Below are 15,503 nucleotides of genomic sequence, written 5' to 3' on the forward strand. Positions count from 1 at the left end.
CTAACAAAAGGCTTTTGTTATGAATTTAAAATGTATAACTGTTGCACTAGCTTCTCTGCCATTTGTGGCTTCAGCGGCTGATTACTATGAGTATTGTAATCAAATATTAGTTAATGGTACTTTGCAAACCTATCAGTCAACTTCAAATTATGAGGCAAAAATAGCTTTAAAAAAATGGTTATGTAGCCATGAGTCTAGTTCAAGTGGTGGAGGTGGAGGGTTAGAACTCAATGTTATTGATATTTTTAGTTTAGGTGGTGGTGGTCAGTCAGCAAAACAGTGGAAAAAAGAACATTGCTCTGGAACTGACTACGACTATGAAGGAAGTAAGTCTTCTCATATATTAATTCAACACAGTAATGATAGTGTTGTGAATGCATGGTCTCAATGTATTAAGGATATTCGTCCAGAAAAACTAGCATGCTATGCAAAAGAAACAGAAAACTCTTTATTAATGACTGTCGAGTTAGGGTACGGTATCGGTAATGTAGAAAAAGCTGAAGTAGTTGGTACGAATCTTAATCCTCTTACAAGTATTCCTAATCGCTTTAGACCAGGTAAGAAAAACCTACGCTATAAAATTGAAAATCCACGCTATGAAGCATATTTTGATCTAAATGGTGAAGCAGATTACATTGATGTGTCTTGTAGTTATACCATTCCATCGAAACCTGTCTCTGAAGATGGTAATGAAGGGTGTGAAGTATTTCGACTTCAGTCTTTGAGTAAGGGAAAAATTACAGGCTATGAATATGAGTATTTACGAGAAATGAATCAAGTACCACTATTTAGTAGTAATAATGGAGAATTGATAGGCTACTATAGTTGCTCAGAATTTGAATAAAAAATATAAAAAATGATTGAAAAGTGAAAAATAATTTTCTTGTGGAGAATTAAATGAAAGTATCTTTATTAAAAATATTTTTGCCAGTTGCGTTGATTGGGATTTCTTCGTCTGTTTTTGCCACAGACCCTATCCGTTTTGAAAAACGCTGTGAAGATGACAGCTTAAATTCAAGTGCAGCATTTGGTCGAAATGACTGGGCGAAAAAGTGTAAATATATTAGCCATAGAACTTGGGATTTTAATATTAATGATGATTTTGGAAAGCGACGAGGACGTCCTTTTTACCCTAGTTTTTATCAGCCTAATAATTTTGATAACTGGTTTAAAGCACCTACAGCCGGATCTGCAAAATGCGGTAGAGGAGCTGGTGATAAGTATACGAAAATATTAACTTGTTTAGCATCCTGTTATACACCTGACCAGAAATTATTATTTTCTGAAGGTGAGTTGACTATATATGATGCATTTAGCCGTCAAGTGAAAAAAATTGTAACGCTTGATGACTCAGCTAGTTTAAATAATTTACAGTATACAGTGCGTCCAGTTGATGCATATAGTGAGTCTGTTAGAGATGTGTTACATGAAATTTTGGTAATAAAAACTCAAAGTGGAGGGCAGCTTAAAGTAACTCCTAATCATCCTCTTTTAGTCTCTTCTGGTCATATGAGAAATGCTGAAGATTTAAAAATTGGAGATTCACTGATCTCTCAAAATGGTAGTTATGATCCAGTTGTCTCCATTAAAAATACTAATTTTTTTGGTAAAGTATATAATGTTAGACCTGACTCTAGCAGTGAAGATGGCGTAAGTCTTAATGGACAAATTGTTATAGCCCAGGGGTTTTTAAGTGGTTCAATGTATTACCAAAATACAGGGGTTTACCATGTCAATCGCTTAGTGTTGCGTGATAACTTACCAGAAGAACTGCTTTAATATAATAATAAATTTTTATCTTCTATAAATTTTAAATAAAAATTATTGATTTATAGCACTTGCGAATGGCTTTTGTTGGCTGTTTTGTTCGGGTAATCTATGCTTGTCTGAATGATTTTATGAAAGCTATTCGTTTTGATGTGGGTGGGAGGTTGTTATGAAAAAAACACCAGCTTTTATAATGTTGGCTGTATTGGGGGGGAGTGTGGTGGTTGTTAATGGCTGGTTATCTAATCAGTCAGAGGCACCAATAGCACCTACACCGACTAATGAATTTATAACTGAAATTAAAGAAGGTCAGTTTAAAAAAAGAGAGTTTTTGGAAGAAAAGAAAAATGAGCTTGCAGTTAAGCAAATAGCTGAGGATGGAGAAGATTTTTCTGTAAAAAAAGTCAAACCATGGAGAAAACCATCAGTCTACTTTCAGCCGTTTGTTGAATTGATGGATAAACCATTGGTCAGTCAAGAAGAAAAGGTGAAACTGCAATTATTAATAAATGACTATACACTATTAAATACTAGTCGAGACATCCTACTTCGGCCTTTAAAAAATAACGAGCTTGACTTAGTCTATGAGCGAGAGCGTTTAGATGCAGTGCTATATTTAACAACTATTCTTGTTGGTAAGTATAATTCTTCACAACAAGAGCTGGCATCAGATCTCGCTGTTGAGGTGCTTAATAATAGGACCTACCAGGATACCCTATCAACAGATTTAAAAAAATCTTTAGTTGGTGATAAGGTTGAGCTAGGTCTTGCACTAGCAGTGTTTCAGCCTGAGCGTTGGAATCTTTATAAGGAAAGCTATAACCTAGGGAAAAAACACCAGAAATTAGTCAGTTATATAGATGACTTGGCCAAGCTAAAAGCTGAGCAACTTAAAGATAATGCAGCAAGGTTGGCAAATAGATTAAGAGCAATTAGTAACTCATAGTGAATATACTAAAGTATAATGCTGTGAGGTTTATTTATAGTGGATTTGTAAAATATTCTACTTTACTATGTGTTATAAAATCATATTTTATAAAGCAAGTGGTACCTAAAATTTTTTATATTATAAAAATGATTTTTTGTTGGGGGGATTTTAGATCTGACATTGATAAATAAGGAAATATTGATGAAAAAAAAGATATTGTCTTTTTCTCTACTTACATTGATTTCTGTTAGCACACTGACTTTTGCGGCAGTTAACAAACCGGGTTATGTGTCCCGTGATTGTTCGGGTGCTTTTGCTAAAGAATCAATTACAGTGACTTGGTTTGGTAGTGAAGTAACCAGTGCAAAATCTTATCATAAATTGCCTAATAATGAGTGGTTAACTTATACATCAGGTGGGTTAAAAAAGACCTGGCGTGCCTATGCCGGTTTTGTAGCTGACCCTGGGAGCTATAACTCTTATAATGGAGTAAAAGGTGTCCAAGGTTTGCATAAATGGAAACGAGAAAATCGTTACCTAGAAACGCGCAGCAGTAATGTGGTTACTAACTGTAATCTACTTACCTGGGGTGTTTCAAACTGGTAGTATACTCTTGCAGGTATAATGATGGGAGCAGCCGTTTGGCTGCATCCACTGCAGTTGTTGAATAAAAAGTATGAGAAAAAAGTATAAATATAAACAAATGAATATGAATAAGCTGATCTTTATCCCCATCTTATTAGCCATTTTTGCTGTTATTCAGTTGTTATCTATTGATGAAAAACCACTGAACCAGCCTATAGTCATGAAAAATACTGTAGTTGAAACTATGGCGAAGCAGAGTAAAGTGAATGATTTTCAGGCTATTGAACAAGTCAAACCAAACAGCCCCGTTGTTGACAAACCAGCAGTAATTCTTCCCGAGGGTGCGAAAATAGTGGAAGATCCTATGGCAGACTTTGTATCAGAGCTTGGGTATCAGTCATCTGCAATTGAAAAGTTTACTCAATTTACAGGCAAAGACGTAATACTGTTGGAAGAGTTGCCAGCAGAAGAAAAGCGTAGCGTAAAACAGGATCTTGAAGAGATAGCGCTGAATGGCTTTGCTAAAGTGAGTAGTCGAAGTGCTGAACTGTTTTATGATGCTGAAAGCTATATTTCTACTGATGAAGTACCTACGGGTCAGCTAAGTTTTCAACATATAGATATTAGCAGGGATATAGAAGCACTTGGATATGAGTACATTGGTGTCATTTCACCCCATGAAGATGCTTATACTGAAGCGGCTTGGAACTCATTGATTCAGGTTTATAAAAAGGCAGACCATTTAATCAGTGTGGATCAAGGTAACCTAGGGCAGGGGGGAACTGCTTTTATCACAGAGGGTTATGATAATGTTTACCTGAACAAAGAATACCCAGCCTCTTATCTAAAGAATCAATCGGAAGATGGTTTGGTATACTACAGTTTATACTTTTCTTCTGGTAAGGCTGTATATGAGTTGAAGTCATCAACCGCTAATAAAGAGGAGCTGGTAGCATTAGCTGAAGAAATTCTTAGAAAAGATTTGGATAAGAAGGGGTGGGATAGCTAAGCACCAGCCTACATACTAGGCAATGATAGACGCAGATATGTTTGAATCACTCCGACCTATATTTGCTGTTCCTATAGATGAGTCTAGATCATTAGATGACGCTGCCGATTGAATTATGGTATCGACTTGTGCTGGTTCTATAACACTACCACTATCATGTAACAGGCTTTGATTCTTATCCTTAATAATGACTTGAAGTGTATCCATTGAAGAGTCTATATAATCAGCTGAGATTATACCAGGTTTATCTAATTCTTTGATTGCTTTTGCAATTACATCACGGTTTTCATAAGTCAGCGTTCTTACTGCTTTTGGTGGAACGAGTATCTTAACTGGAATATTTGTTTGCATTATATTTAACTTACCTGCTTCACTATCTGGTATCTTTGAAAACTTTTCTTTAATAAAATTAGCTGTTTTCGTTCCTGAAGTTTTATTAGCCCATCCAGTATACACATTGCTATCATAGTCAAATGAACAATTCTGAAACTCACTACTTTTATGTCCTTTAATTAGAATACCTATGTTTTGGTTATTTTTAATGGTCTCTTTTATCGTCATTTTACCTAGCAACTTGTCACCGTTTCTTCTAATCAAGTTATTTGTATTCTCTGCCACAAGCTTTAAAAATTCATTCGGTTCATCAGCTCTTTTAAAAACAAACTTAAAAAAATAGATGTTTTTGGTATCCTGGCGTGCATATGAAAACAATTTTTTTACATCATCTAAAACCATGTTTGATCTCGTCTTCGAAGGCCCATGAAAAAAAGCCCATCGTCCTGCCGAGTTTTTAGCAATTCTGAGATCAAAGTACTGAGATCCAGCTTTCGCTTGTTTGACTAAATTTAAACCTTGGGTCTTATATGCGCCAGGAGCAAGTTCTCCCATAGAAGGTGTTCCTGCCAATGATCTCTGTCTGCCAAATCGGTAAGTGCCTGCATCATGACTACCCAACATAGTTATTTCTGAGAGTTTAGTGTTATCAGGTAGGTTTTTATTCGGGTTACTAATGCGTGCAACTGTTCCTGTCCGTATGGAAGAAGTAGAAATGCAATCACCTACACCACGCCTACATCGTCTTAGTACACTGCTTGTCGCTACTTCTGCAACATCATCATATGACTTAAACTTTTTGCTAACCTTTAAGGCAAGCGATCTTCCTCCTCTTCCTGCCATACTTGCAATGTCTCCCGCGGAAAAAACAGGCACCACAAAATCAACAAGTTCTTTACCCAAAAGCTTTAGCGATTGTCCTGTTTTCATTGTCTTCAATGTTGCTTTAATTGCTTTTGATACACGTGCTATTTTACTTAGTCCGGAGCCAGCTTTAAATGCTAGTTTTGCTGCAGTAACCCCTGTCTTTCCTATCACCCCTAAGCCAATCGTCATTAAGGTGATACCTAAGTCAGCTAAATCTAATGCAATATCGGAAAATTTAAACTCATAACCCGGGTCGTGAATTTTCCGATCAATCACATCATAAAAGGGAATAATATTTTTCAAAAAGGTTATTAACCCCGATTCATTGTAGTTACTTTCTTTCCATGAATTAATTGTTTCTAGATAATGTTTAAAAGTATTTGCTTTTAAAATGGCGTCCAATTTTTGAGTTGTAATTCTTTTTATTTTTATATGGCCAGGATTTCTAAACTGGATTATTTGATTAATGACTCTCTTCCCTTGCGGAGTGTATATTGGAAAAACCCTAGTTCTAAATATTTTTATTTCACCTCTAGGCTTTATCACTCCCCATACTCCATTTTCCCCCTCAAAAATATATAAACTTCCAACAAGGTTACCTGTATGACGATAAAAGCCAGATATATGGAAGATTTTCTTATATTTTTTATTAAGCTCAGTCCATTTAACTCCTAATTGAGATATAATATCCAATATCTTTGCATTAGCCAGTTTATCTAAATTATTTTCTATATACGTCGTAAACTGACTATAGTATTTTTGTTTAAGTAATGATTTGCCTTTTATTCCTTCCAACAGATCTTTCTTCGATAGTTGTTGCTGCCTACTATTAACGCCGACGGCGGGCCCTATCCCATAAGACTGATGAATCTCTGGAGCAGGTTCATAATCAAAGCCAGTAACTTTTTTAAACTCAGCCTTAGCTAAGTCATCCCGACTTCTAAAGTCTAGTGGCTTTGGAGGGTTTAAGGCCAATTCCCATAATTTTAAGTAGTGCTGTATTCCTTCTTCTTTCCTAGATATGAAGACTTGTTCATTTACACCTTGTGCGGCTGACCAATATTTAGCTTCTTCATACAATAGCTTTTTAGAATCGTTTTTTTGTTCTTCTGTGGCATCAGTCTTGTGAGCGTCATGATGTATTTGGTTAGCTATGTCTAATACTAGTTCATCTTCCATGTTTGCAATATCATTACCGGAAACTGCTCTTACCCCACAAATTCGTGCAGCAATAATAGAAGTATTTTCTGCCTTCAAATCCCCTTTTAGCGTGGAATTTTGTGTTTGTGGTATACGTTTTTTTCGTGTAAAAGTATTGCTTTTTTCATTTCTATTTGTTTGTGTAGTCTCAACAGTTACTGTTAAAGATTGGTCTTCTTGTAAACTTAGTAAGTCTTGTATTGTCAGTGATGATAGAGACTTAGTAGTACCAGTGGTATCTTCCGATACACTGCGCCTAGTCCTAATTAAGGACTGCGGAGTTTGATGTTCTTTGCCAATATCAGGCTTCCTACTTGTTGATTGAGTATAAGATGAGTCTAACACAACATATCCTGATTGATTTATAGGGTCCAAACCGGTTATTTTTTGAATAAAAAATAACCGGTTTTAGTGGTTGCCCCTCTTTAGAACAGAAATGAGGGATTCTATCTATTAGACTTTAGCTTTATGAATAGGAATTTCCAAGCGATTTAATACATCAATTGTATTATTACTTGTTAAGCTAATGATAAGGCATTCAACTATGTACAGGACAAAACACTCTGTTGTCCTATACATAGATAATTTATAATGCTTTTGCAGTGTAATGATATCCAACCAAAACACTTTAGGGAATGGCCACCGTTCCAGAACACCCTATCACTCCATACTTCCCTGCTTTTAGAGATGCACTCTTTTCAAACAGTGGGTAGTATTCCTTACTTTTCTGCAAGACGACTGTTGTCTAGTTTGTTATCTTTTGACTTTGAATGAGTAACATATTGTATACCACTATAACTCACAAACAACAGGGCTAATGTGATGATAACCAGGCCTATGACTTGAAAGGCTTGGGCAAAATCCACGGCTTTAACCAATGGCTCGGTGAGTAGTGGTGATAAAAACTGGCCGATAAAAAAACAGCTGCTAATACCGCCAATAATTTTACCTTTAGAGTGAGGTGGTATTGATGACATTAACCAAACCATTAAATTAGGACGTACTAATCCTAACCCGATACCACTGATAATTAAACCGTAATAAGCTTCTGTATAACTATTCATGTTGCTTAATAGTAAAAAGCCACCACCAAGCAGTAATAACCCAAGTCCATGTAATTGGGTAAAAGAAAAATAATGTTTGGCTTTTTGATAGCCTATTGAAACAGTTGACATCGTGAGTAACATGGTTGCAATGGCGATACCTGTTTGTGTGTTTGATACAGGCTCAATAGCTGCAAGATAAAATGGAAAATGGGTAGGCACCATATATAACACAAGTACTTCAGCCACTGCTAGAAAGAAACACAGTATAATAAACCTATTTGCAGTAGGCATAGTGTTATCTTGAGAAGGCTGGTTTGAAACGTTTGGTGGGCTTGAATTGCCTGTGGTACTAGGCTCATATAAATAAATAATAATAGCGGGTAATATACAAAATGCGGTTAGATAAATTAAAAAAGGTGTAGTCCAATTGACATCGGCTAAAACCCCCCCTAGTAATAAAAATAACACACCGCCATAACCACCGAATGCAGCTTGTAAACCCATAAATTTATTCAGTTGTGTTGCTGCAAAATAGTCGCTGGCTAGAGTTGTGCAGCTGGTCATGATACCAGCAACTGCAATACCTAATAAAGCACGTCCTACTAATATTGCATAGAGTGAGTCGGTGAAAATATAGCTAGATGTGCCTGCAACTCCATATAAAATAACAGATAGTATAATGACTGGTTTTTTCTTCCAATGATCTAATAGCCATCCCACTAAAGGGGCAAAAATAGCAATAAAAATAGCAGGAATGGTTAGTATCAATTTAACTAAAAAATCGGCATTTTCTAGGTGTTGAAAATGCGTTTGCATGTCGGGCAGTGCTGGTGCAATGGTTGCGCCAGACATAACAGTCATTGTACTGGTGAGTAAGAGGGTAATATTTCTTAAGCGATTGTTGTTAGTGGCAGAAGACATAAATTATTCCATAGTGGTGCATGCGTAAAGTTGTCTAACAAGTCTTCAATGCTATTTTTTTATTCGAGCTTGGGCTGATTTAATAGCTTTATGATAATCTTGCAGCATGGTTTGTTCATTTAAATTAACACACTGACCATCCTTGACCACCACTTGACCTGCTACGATTACAGTTGCTACATCTTTACTGCTGCCTGCTACTAAAAAAGTACGTAATGGGTGATTACCTTTTTGATAACGCCAATCGTCAATATCGACTAACACCAGGTCTGCTTGTTTGCCCACTTCGATACTGCCCAGGCGATCAGCCCAACCTAATGCCATTGCACCATAACGCGTGCCAGTCAATAGCGCCGTGGTAGGAGGGCAAGTAGTATTGTCATTATGTGCTTCATTGTGCCCTAGATGGGCTGCGCGCATGGCTTCTGGCATACCACCAATATAAGTGGTGTCACCATCACTACTGCTACTGACGGGTACCCCTTCTTTAATAAATCTTCCAATAAGGCCTGTTTCACTCACCGTTGCCTCACCAAGCATGCCATAGTGAGCAGGGGAGTGACAGATATGCACGCCTGTTTCAATTAGCCGATTAAATTCGTGCTCGGTAGCATAAGCCGTATGAATAGCCAACAGTTGCGGAGTTAATAAACCCAAAGCATCAAACCGGCCAATAGCTGAGTTCCCAAATACGCCTTTTAATATGTCAGCCTCATTTTTAAGAGGAGCTAAATGGGTAGCATAGGGTGCTTGATATCGACTGGCAATATCCCCCATGGCAATTAACTGTTTATCTGAACTGCTAAAAGCGGTTAATACTGAAGGCATACCACCAATTAAACCTGACGGATGATTGTTCCAGGTGGACATTAATGCTTCCCAGTCATTAATTTGGGCTTGAGTATCTGTTGTATATTGAAAATCTTTACGCCCATTTTTAATGACAATGTCTGAGCCCCAGCGACTAACACGCATTCGCATTCCCAACTCGATGGCTGCCATTGCCATGGCATCGGTTCGGTTTGCTGAGCCTGTATCACCAAGGGTGGTTGTACCTGAGCGTAATTGAGTCCATAAACTCCAGCGGGCAATCGCCAGACCTTCTTCTTGCGTAAGCTGGTTGCCCACTGTGGAAATAAAACCAAATAAAGTACCTAATGCTTCTATATTGCCACCACGGGAAAAAGGGGTTGGTATTAAATGAGAGTCATCTGGGCATTCTTCTATGGGCGCAACAAAACTTTCATGCCAGTGTGGATTAATAAATCCTGGTAACAGCATTTTTCCGTTAGCGTTAATGACAGTATCGCTATCTGGCTCTGGCATATGGCCGTCACTAACTGCACGAATCTTGTCACCTTCAATCAATACCCAGCTATTGGATATGACTTTATTAGTTGGATCTGCCGTATAAAGAAATCCACCGCGTATCAGGCAACGATTGGCCTGAGTTGATAGGCTATCGTCAGGCTTTTTTGTTAAACCGGTAGCTTGGATAGGATGGTGAACAGTTGTCGAACTGTTCATCAAACCCATCGAAAGGTGTATATCAATATTCGTAAAGGTAAAGGGTAATTTGCTGAGCTGCCTTTGGCTATGAGCGGCATTGTTAGCAAAATACCCAAAGCAATTACAGCGCATAAGTTACCTCAAACGGAGCAGTGGTTAATAAATGATAATAATTCTTAATTGCGTTTGGGGAGTCTACAGGAGTTGTAGAAAGTGCACAAGTTGCTAGATAAGACTCAGTGGTGGTTGGTTGTTGGAAAAAGACTGCAAGTAGAATAATCGCATGCAAAGAGATGCTTGTTGGTTAGTTGCTCACTGAGCTATTGTTAAGTCATATCAAATACTATAACCAAGTTATAAAAAAATCTATCTTCAGTATCCTGAATTCCATGGTTTAGCCGAGGCACTTTGTACTTATACTCATGCAGAGCCAGGTAGACCGCAATTTCATCGAAAAGATATTATTTCGCCAGTTGAAGAAATTTTGTATGAAACATCTTTTTATATTAGAAGGCTAGATGAACAATAAAAATTTAGTAAGGAGTGTATTTGCCAGATATTAGTCCCCAAAATAAAATGCCATCATCTGCTTCACCCAAAGTAACCAACCCATATTTAAGGACTACTCTAGTAATTGTTTATAGCCTTTGTGCAACCTGATGGGCTCTTGCATAAGATGGCTTGTGAAGTGTAAGGCAGGTTGCTTATTTTGAATGAAATTGCAATCGATATTGATCGATTATTTTCTTTAAAATCCCCTTATTCTCAATTTCTTTCAGGCTGTTACTAAACTGTTCAAAAGTATGTGTAGAAACAGCTTTTTTACTAATCATAAAGTGATTTTGTCCAAAGTTGGCATTAACTGATAGAGGGTAAATTACTATTGAATCTAAAAGATTTAACTCTCTTAACTTTGTGGCTCCGACAAGCTCATCAACAAGTGTTGCTGTTATTCGTTTAGATGCAAGCATTTTAAAGTTTTGAATTTCGTCACCTAATCCTATAATTCTTTTGTTAAACTCTGTATTATGAGTTAGTTTCTTATACTCTTCTCCATATTCATACCCTCGAATAACGCCTATGGTGAATTTTGGGTAGTTAAGTATGTCTTTCAATGTTTTTAACTTATATATACCTTGAGATGACTTGTTGATGAAAATGACTGTATCAGAGATAAGATAAGGCCTAGTGAAATAGGCAAACGCTTCCCTTTCTTTCGTTAACGTAGCACTACCTGTAAGCATAATGGTCCCTTTTTTAATATCTTCGACTAACCTTTTCCAAGGTATTTCAATATAGGTAACCTGACACTTCATCTCTTTGGCAATTGCATCGATAATTTCAATATCAATTCCACTCAGCTTACCATTATTCATATATTGAAATGGCTTGTAAGAATCCCATCCAAAAGTTAGGGGGTGCTTACATTTAGCAATCAGAGGACAAGAGAACAAACTAAATAGTAGTAATACTGTAATTTTATGATAAAGCATCAACTAAACCATTATAGGATATCAATATAGTGCTTAAATCCATTAATTTAATAATAGCTTAAGATGGCTGTTTGATTGTTATTTGAATAGAAGAAGGGTATCTTCTCTACAAAGATGTAGCATGTGAGTGAAAAAAACATTAGGGTTCCACTGGGTCAAACCTGATCGTATAGTGCCCCATTTTTTGATGGTACCTGTGAAACTATATTTTAAGCCGCTACAAGTTAGCTATATATTATCTGGTGTTTAGTTTGTTGGCTATAAATGTACTTACATATTCAAGCCAGTCACTTAATGTGATGTTGTTAACTGAAGGTTGGAAGTAGCAACTGAAAGATAATAAATCTGCTTCATTAAATTCACCAGCTTCTGCCAACCTAGTTAAGCTTTTTAGCTCACAAAGTGCTAGCTTTCTATCTTCTATATTGCCACAAGAGCAATACTCCTCTATTGCTTCATCTAGTGATGTGTATTCATCCAACCAATCTTGATGAAAATATGCAGATAAAAATGACCGAACATAAGGGAAGTCATTAGTATTTATCATAACTCTGGGGTTCCAGCTCATTCTGTATTTGCAGTAATCACAACCACATATTGTTTCTAGTATACCTACATCCCTATCTGCGATAACTTGCACATTGCCATTACATTTTGGGCATAAAATAGTTGAATTTCCTGAAACCCGATACTCTTCGATAGCTGCAAATATTTGTTCAAGTTGAGGATGCTTTTCAAGCATAGCCTTTGATATTTTCTCAGCCATGTTCATAGCCTCCTTGTATATAGAGGATCAGGCCCAACGGCTAACCAAACTCCCTTGTAATGGCTTATTTTTCCAAACTGCAAAAACGTACCCTAAGAAGTCTTCGTCCTCATCCATTTCAGGTTCAACCGGTTCGAAGCCCGGAATGTCTGCCCACCAAGCTTTGTACTCTATCAAGACTGATTTCTTTTGAGATTTGACTTCAAAGCATGTGGTTCTTTTAGCCAGATTATGAGAATATCTCAATTCGACATCACTGGAAGACAACTCTCATTTATCATTACCAATTTGTAAAATCAGGGTGTGCTCTTCACAATATATAGCTAAACATTTTTGATCCAAAAAATGGAAGTTTCCTTTTGGTTTTCCTGACAAATTTACGTCAAGACTAGCCGAGCCTATAGTTTCATCAAAATCAACTAAATCGCCTTTATCAAACGGCTTAGATAAAATCATATATCACCTAAAAGCAGGTCTAAGGCACCAGAATATTCTCGTACTGCATCCACACCGAAACCATATCCTCCATTAAATGCTAGTCCATTTAACAAAATACCATTATTTGATGTTGTTGTATGAGTTACCCAGATATAGATGTGGTTACTAATATCCATTAGATACTCCGCTTTTTTTAAAATATCCTTATCCTCTTTATTCACTTATTTTCCTTAATAGCTCAACTGCTGGAGATTCAATGTTATGAGTAGTAATATAATTAGTTATGACACTAAATGAGTCCATAAACTTAGAGTCTCTCATTAAGCTGGATTTGTGATTTCCATAAACAACAGCGATGGGTTCTATCGATAATGTCGCTAGTTCTAATGGCCACTCATCAGAAGGTAATACGCCAGCTACAAATTCTACTAATGACTTTGCAGAGTTTAAGTTAGCTTCTGCTTCATCCCAATAACCAGCTAAAAAATTGAAATATACCTCTTTCATGGCTAAGTCTGTTGTTATAATTTTGGCGACTATATATTGATCAATACTGGCTTTTTCATATGCACCTAAAATCCTGCCAAGCCGCCATGCATCATCATAGGAATAGCTTTTATCAAGCAGTGCTAAAGCTTCTAGGTTTTTATTAGTGCTATCACAGATAGAGTCCACTTGAAATTTATCAAGAAAAGTTTCAATTTCATCATCATCCAGACCAAAAATTTCTTCCTTAAAAAAACTTAAAAGTGAAGTATTCATTATTTTTTTACTCCTACATTAAGTCCCGCATACTTAAATAGTTTCTGAGTATTCTCTAGTATATTTGCTTTTTCTTCCTTTGTTCGGCCACGGCTATATCTTCCTGAACGATCATTAATTCTCCACTCTTTAGTTTCGCTATTCAATTTTATTTCACCTCCTGCTCTAGCTCCATCTTTACCTACTAGTGATGGATGTCCAAGTCTTTTCCCTGGTGATACTTCATGTTCAACTCCAATCCTTAAATTCCCATTTTTATCTATTGCCCAAATATATCTTTTGCCTTTTACAAGAGGAGCAGCTTTATCACCTGGTTTAATTATTTGTAACTCAGGATTAGAAATTATTTTTCCTTTACTATGCTCAAAATCTTTTAACCCTCCATATGGTTGGCGTAAATTACCAAATTGTTGATCAAAACTAAAATCTTTGTGCTTATTAGTTTTTGTCTTAATAGTTGACTTGCTCTTTCCCCTATCCCTAACAGGCGACTTAGGCTGTGAAATATTCCGACCAGTTTGTCTTCTTCGAGGTGCTGTTGCAGTTCCTTTAGGTTTTACTGGTATTGAACTACCACCTATACCTCTTCCAACAGCAGACATGCCAATAGCATCAACAATAACATCTGGATTATCTCTTAGCACATTCCAAGGGTCAGCATGGGCTCTTGCATGGCGGATGGTTTGGCCTAACTCCCTTTCCATTTTAAGGTGGGTTTCGTTTAATACATAAGCCTCTTGTAATCGTTCTCTGGTTTTAAATGCGAGCCCATGATCTTTTGGGTTTCGACAATAGTACTCTTGATAGCCAGGCCCCATAAATAAAGTGGGGTTAACTGGAGGACTGGATACTTCTTCCCCGGTTTTTTCCATCGCAGGGTGTTGCCAAGCTCCAGGCTTTAAATTCTGTATTTGGGCAAGATAATCAGCATCGGCTTGAGTTGGATTATTGAAATCAAGTGGGTCACTTAATCCAGCTTCTTGTTTCACTGCACTTATGATTCGCTGAGATTCTGTAAAGTTTTTATCTAACCGATGCTTAGTGAAAATTTTCCAAATCCGGCTAGCATAATCCTGGTTAGACTCACCTGGTTGTATAAAATAATCATCAGGCAAAACATCCTCTACATCAGGATACATAACTTCTACATGAGCCGTATTTTTAGGTAAAGCAACGTATGCTGTACCATTTGCTTCTAATGTCCCTTGGGTAACGGTATTTCTTGTAAAAGCATCAATAACGATAAACTCTTCATTGGGAATTGGTTGGTTGTCCTGATCAACTAATTCTAATTCAACCCAATTTTCTGCTGTTTTCTGGGTCTGACTGGTACCAACCAAAGCTCCTGCCGCTAACCCTGGTGCAATTTTTTGGGCTGCATCTTTGAGTGATTTAGACGTGGGTTGTTCTGATGCTGGCTGCTCCATCTTGTCTTGACTACTAATGGGTTGTAAATGACCGACTGGTGGAATAACGGATTTAGCGGGTTGCACGAAGGGGTATAATGGCATTTCATTACGTGTACTGACGGTTATTTGCCATTGATCAACGGCTTCAATAAAGGCTTCTTCCAGGTGATTGTGGGTTTTTAATAAGTATTCAAGCTGATTTTCTATGCCGTTGTTTTGATTCAGGCAGCTTCGGTAAAAAGATCTGATTTCTGCACGGTTGAGAAACATTTTGGGGGTAAGCTCAGGGCTTGAGGCAAAAGTACCCTCATGAATTTCATATACGGTGTCTCTGATTTTAACGCGAATAAACATATAACTCACAAGCGTTACAACTTAACTCTTGTTTATAGCATAGTATATACCTTTCACTAACGACCTTAGGTTTTGTGATCACCACTCGTAGGTTTCATCTAAAATAACTCGACTGG

The 15,503-nt window shown here is 37.1% G+C and carries 14 protein-coding genes; 5 read left to right on the forward strand and 9 right to left on the reverse strand.

Annotated features, from left to right (window positions below; genetic code table 11):
* The first annotated feature begins 19 nt into the window (after positions 1 to 19).
* The 5 genes from ORQ98_RS08505 to ORQ98_RS08525 all read left to right on the forward strand — a co-directional run bounded on the left by ORQ98_RS08505 (position 20) and on the right by ORQ98_RS08525 (position 4,289).
* Positions 20 to 844: a hypothetical protein gene (locus ORQ98_RS08505; RefSeq protein WP_274688371.1), complete on the forward strand. Its 825-nt coding sequence runs from the start codon at positions 20 to 22 to the stop codon at positions 842 to 844.
* Between the two features lie 53 nt (positions 845 to 897).
* Positions 898 to 1,779 (forward strand): Hint domain-containing protein, encoded by an 882-nt coding sequence (locus tag ORQ98_RS08510; protein ID WP_274688372.1) that lies wholly within the window; start codon positions 898 to 900, stop codon positions 1,777 to 1,779.
* 157 nt (positions 1,780 to 1,936) lie between these two features.
* Positions 1,937 to 2,713, forward strand: coding sequence for a hypothetical protein (locus tag ORQ98_RS08515; RefSeq protein WP_274688373.1), 777 nt, complete (start codon positions 1,937 to 1,939; stop codon positions 2,711 to 2,713).
* A 183-nt stretch (positions 2,714 to 2,896) separates the two neighbouring features.
* The gene (locus tag ORQ98_RS08520; RefSeq protein WP_274688374.1) at positions 2,897 to 3,301 is read left to right on the forward strand and encodes a hypothetical protein; all 405 of its coding nucleotides are present in this window, start codon (positions 2,897 to 2,899) and stop codon (positions 3,299 to 3,301) included.
* A 103-nt stretch (positions 3,302 to 3,404) separates the two neighbouring features.
* A complete protein-coding gene (locus ORQ98_RS08525; RefSeq protein WP_274688375.1) occupies positions 3,405 to 4,289 on the forward strand; it encodes a hypothetical protein in 885 nt (294 codons plus the stop codon).
* A gap of 15 nt (positions 4,290 to 4,304) precedes the next feature.
* On the opposite strand, the gene ORQ98_RS08530 is transcribed toward ORQ98_RS08525, so the two are convergent.
* The 9 genes from ORQ98_RS08530 to ORQ98_RS08570 form a co-directional block, all read right to left on the reverse strand.
* Entirely contained in the window at positions 4,305 to 7,034 is a 2,730-nt protein-coding gene (locus ORQ98_RS08530) for a phosphatidylinositol-specific phospholipase C domain-containing protein (RefSeq protein ID WP_274688376.1), read from the reverse strand.
* Between the two features lie 374 nt (positions 7,035 to 7,408).
* Positions 7,409 to 8,656 (reverse strand): MFS transporter, encoded by a 1,248-nt coding sequence (locus ORQ98_RS08535; RefSeq protein ID WP_274688377.1) that lies wholly within the window; start codon positions 8,654 to 8,656, stop codon positions 7,409 to 7,411.
* Positions 8,657 to 8,707: 51 nt separating this feature from the next.
* Positions 8,708 to 10,297: an amidohydrolase family protein gene (locus ORQ98_RS08540; protein WP_274688378.1), complete on the reverse strand. Its 1,590-nt coding sequence runs from the start codon at positions 10,295 to 10,297 to the stop codon at positions 8,708 to 8,710.
* 572 nt (positions 10,298 to 10,869) lie between these two features.
* Positions 10,870 to 11,658 carry a substrate-binding periplasmic protein gene (locus tag ORQ98_RS08545; protein ID WP_274688379.1) on the reverse strand — a complete coding sequence of 263 codons (789 nt, stop codon included), beginning with the start codon at positions 11,656 to 11,658 and terminating at the stop codon, positions 10,870 to 10,872.
* 235 nt (positions 11,659 to 11,893) lie between these two features.
* Complete coding sequence (locus tag ORQ98_RS08550) at positions 11,894 to 12,424, reverse strand: contact-dependent growth inhibition system immunity protein (protein ID WP_274688380.1); 531 nt, start codon at positions 12,422 to 12,424, stop codon at positions 11,894 to 11,896.
* A 270-nt stretch (positions 12,425 to 12,694) separates the two neighbouring features.
* Complete coding sequence (locus ORQ98_RS08555; RefSeq protein ID WP_274688381.1) at positions 12,695 to 12,880, reverse strand: hypothetical protein; 186 nt, start codon at positions 12,878 to 12,880, stop codon at positions 12,695 to 12,697.
* Complete coding sequence (locus tag ORQ98_RS08560; protein ID WP_274688382.1) at positions 12,877 to 13,083, reverse strand: hypothetical protein; 207 nt, start codon at positions 13,081 to 13,083, stop codon at positions 12,877 to 12,879. Before ORQ98_RS08560 ends, ORQ98_RS08555 begins: the two co-directional genes overlap by 4 nt.
* Positions 13,076 to 13,624 (reverse strand): hypothetical protein, encoded by a 549-nt coding sequence (locus tag ORQ98_RS08565; protein WP_274688383.1) that lies wholly within the window; start codon positions 13,622 to 13,624, stop codon positions 13,076 to 13,078. Before ORQ98_RS08565 ends, ORQ98_RS08560 begins: the two co-directional genes overlap by 8 nt.
* Positions 13,624 to 15,396: a hypothetical protein gene (locus ORQ98_RS08570; protein WP_274688384.1), complete on the reverse strand. Its 1,773-nt coding sequence runs from the start codon at positions 15,394 to 15,396 to the stop codon at positions 13,624 to 13,626. Before ORQ98_RS08570 ends, ORQ98_RS08565 begins: the two co-directional genes overlap by 1 nt.
* Between the last annotated feature and the right edge of the window lie 107 nt (positions 15,397 to 15,503).

The sequence above is a fragment of the Spartinivicinus poritis genome (assembly GCF_028858535.1).
Classification (GTDB): Bacteria; Pseudomonadota; Gammaproteobacteria; order Pseudomonadales; family Zooshikellaceae; genus Spartinivicinus; species Spartinivicinus poritis.

Bases quoted from the DNA above. Each gene is read 5' to 3' on its own strand.
- ORQ98_RS08545 (WP_274688379.1), bottom strand. From the start codon at position 11,658: ATGCTTTATCATAAAATTACAGTATTACTACTATTTAGTTTGTTCTCT.
- ORQ98_RS08515 (WP_274688373.1), top strand. From the start codon at position 1,937: ATGAAAAAAACACCAGCTTTTATAATGTTGGCTGTATTGGGGGGGAGT.
- ORQ98_RS08550 (WP_274688380.1), bottom strand. From the start codon at position 12,424: ATGGCTGAGAAAATATCAAAGGCTATGCTTGAAAAGCATCCTCAACTT.
- ORQ98_RS08505 (WP_274688371.1), top strand. From the start codon at position 20: ATGAATTTAAAATGTATAACTGTTGCACTAGCTTCTCTGCCATTTGTG.
- ORQ98_RS08565 (WP_274688383.1), bottom strand. From the start codon at position 13,624: ATGAATACTTCACTTTTAAGTTTTTTTAAGGAAGAAATTTTTGGTCTG.
- ORQ98_RS08535 (WP_274688377.1), bottom strand. From the start codon at position 8,656: ATGTCTTCTGCCACTAACAACAATCGCTTAAGAAATATTACCCTCTTA.
- ORQ98_RS08525 (WP_274688375.1), top strand. From the start codon at position 3,405: ATGAATAAGCTGATCTTTATCCCCATCTTATTAGCCATTTTTGCTGTT.
- ORQ98_RS08510 (WP_274688372.1), top strand. From the start codon at position 898: ATGAAAGTATCTTTATTAAAAATATTTTTGCCAGTTGCGTTGATTGGG.
- ORQ98_RS08520 (WP_274688374.1), top strand. From the start codon at position 2,897: ATGAAAAAAAAGATATTGTCTTTTTCTCTACTTACATTGATTTCTGTT.
- ORQ98_RS08555 (WP_274688381.1), bottom strand. From the start codon at position 12,880: ATGATTTTATCTAAGCCGTTTGATAAAGGCGATTTAGTTGATTTTGAT.
- ORQ98_RS08540 (WP_274688378.1), bottom strand. From the start codon at position 10,297: ATGCGCTGTAATTGCTTTGGGTATTTTGCTAACAATGCCGCTCATAGC.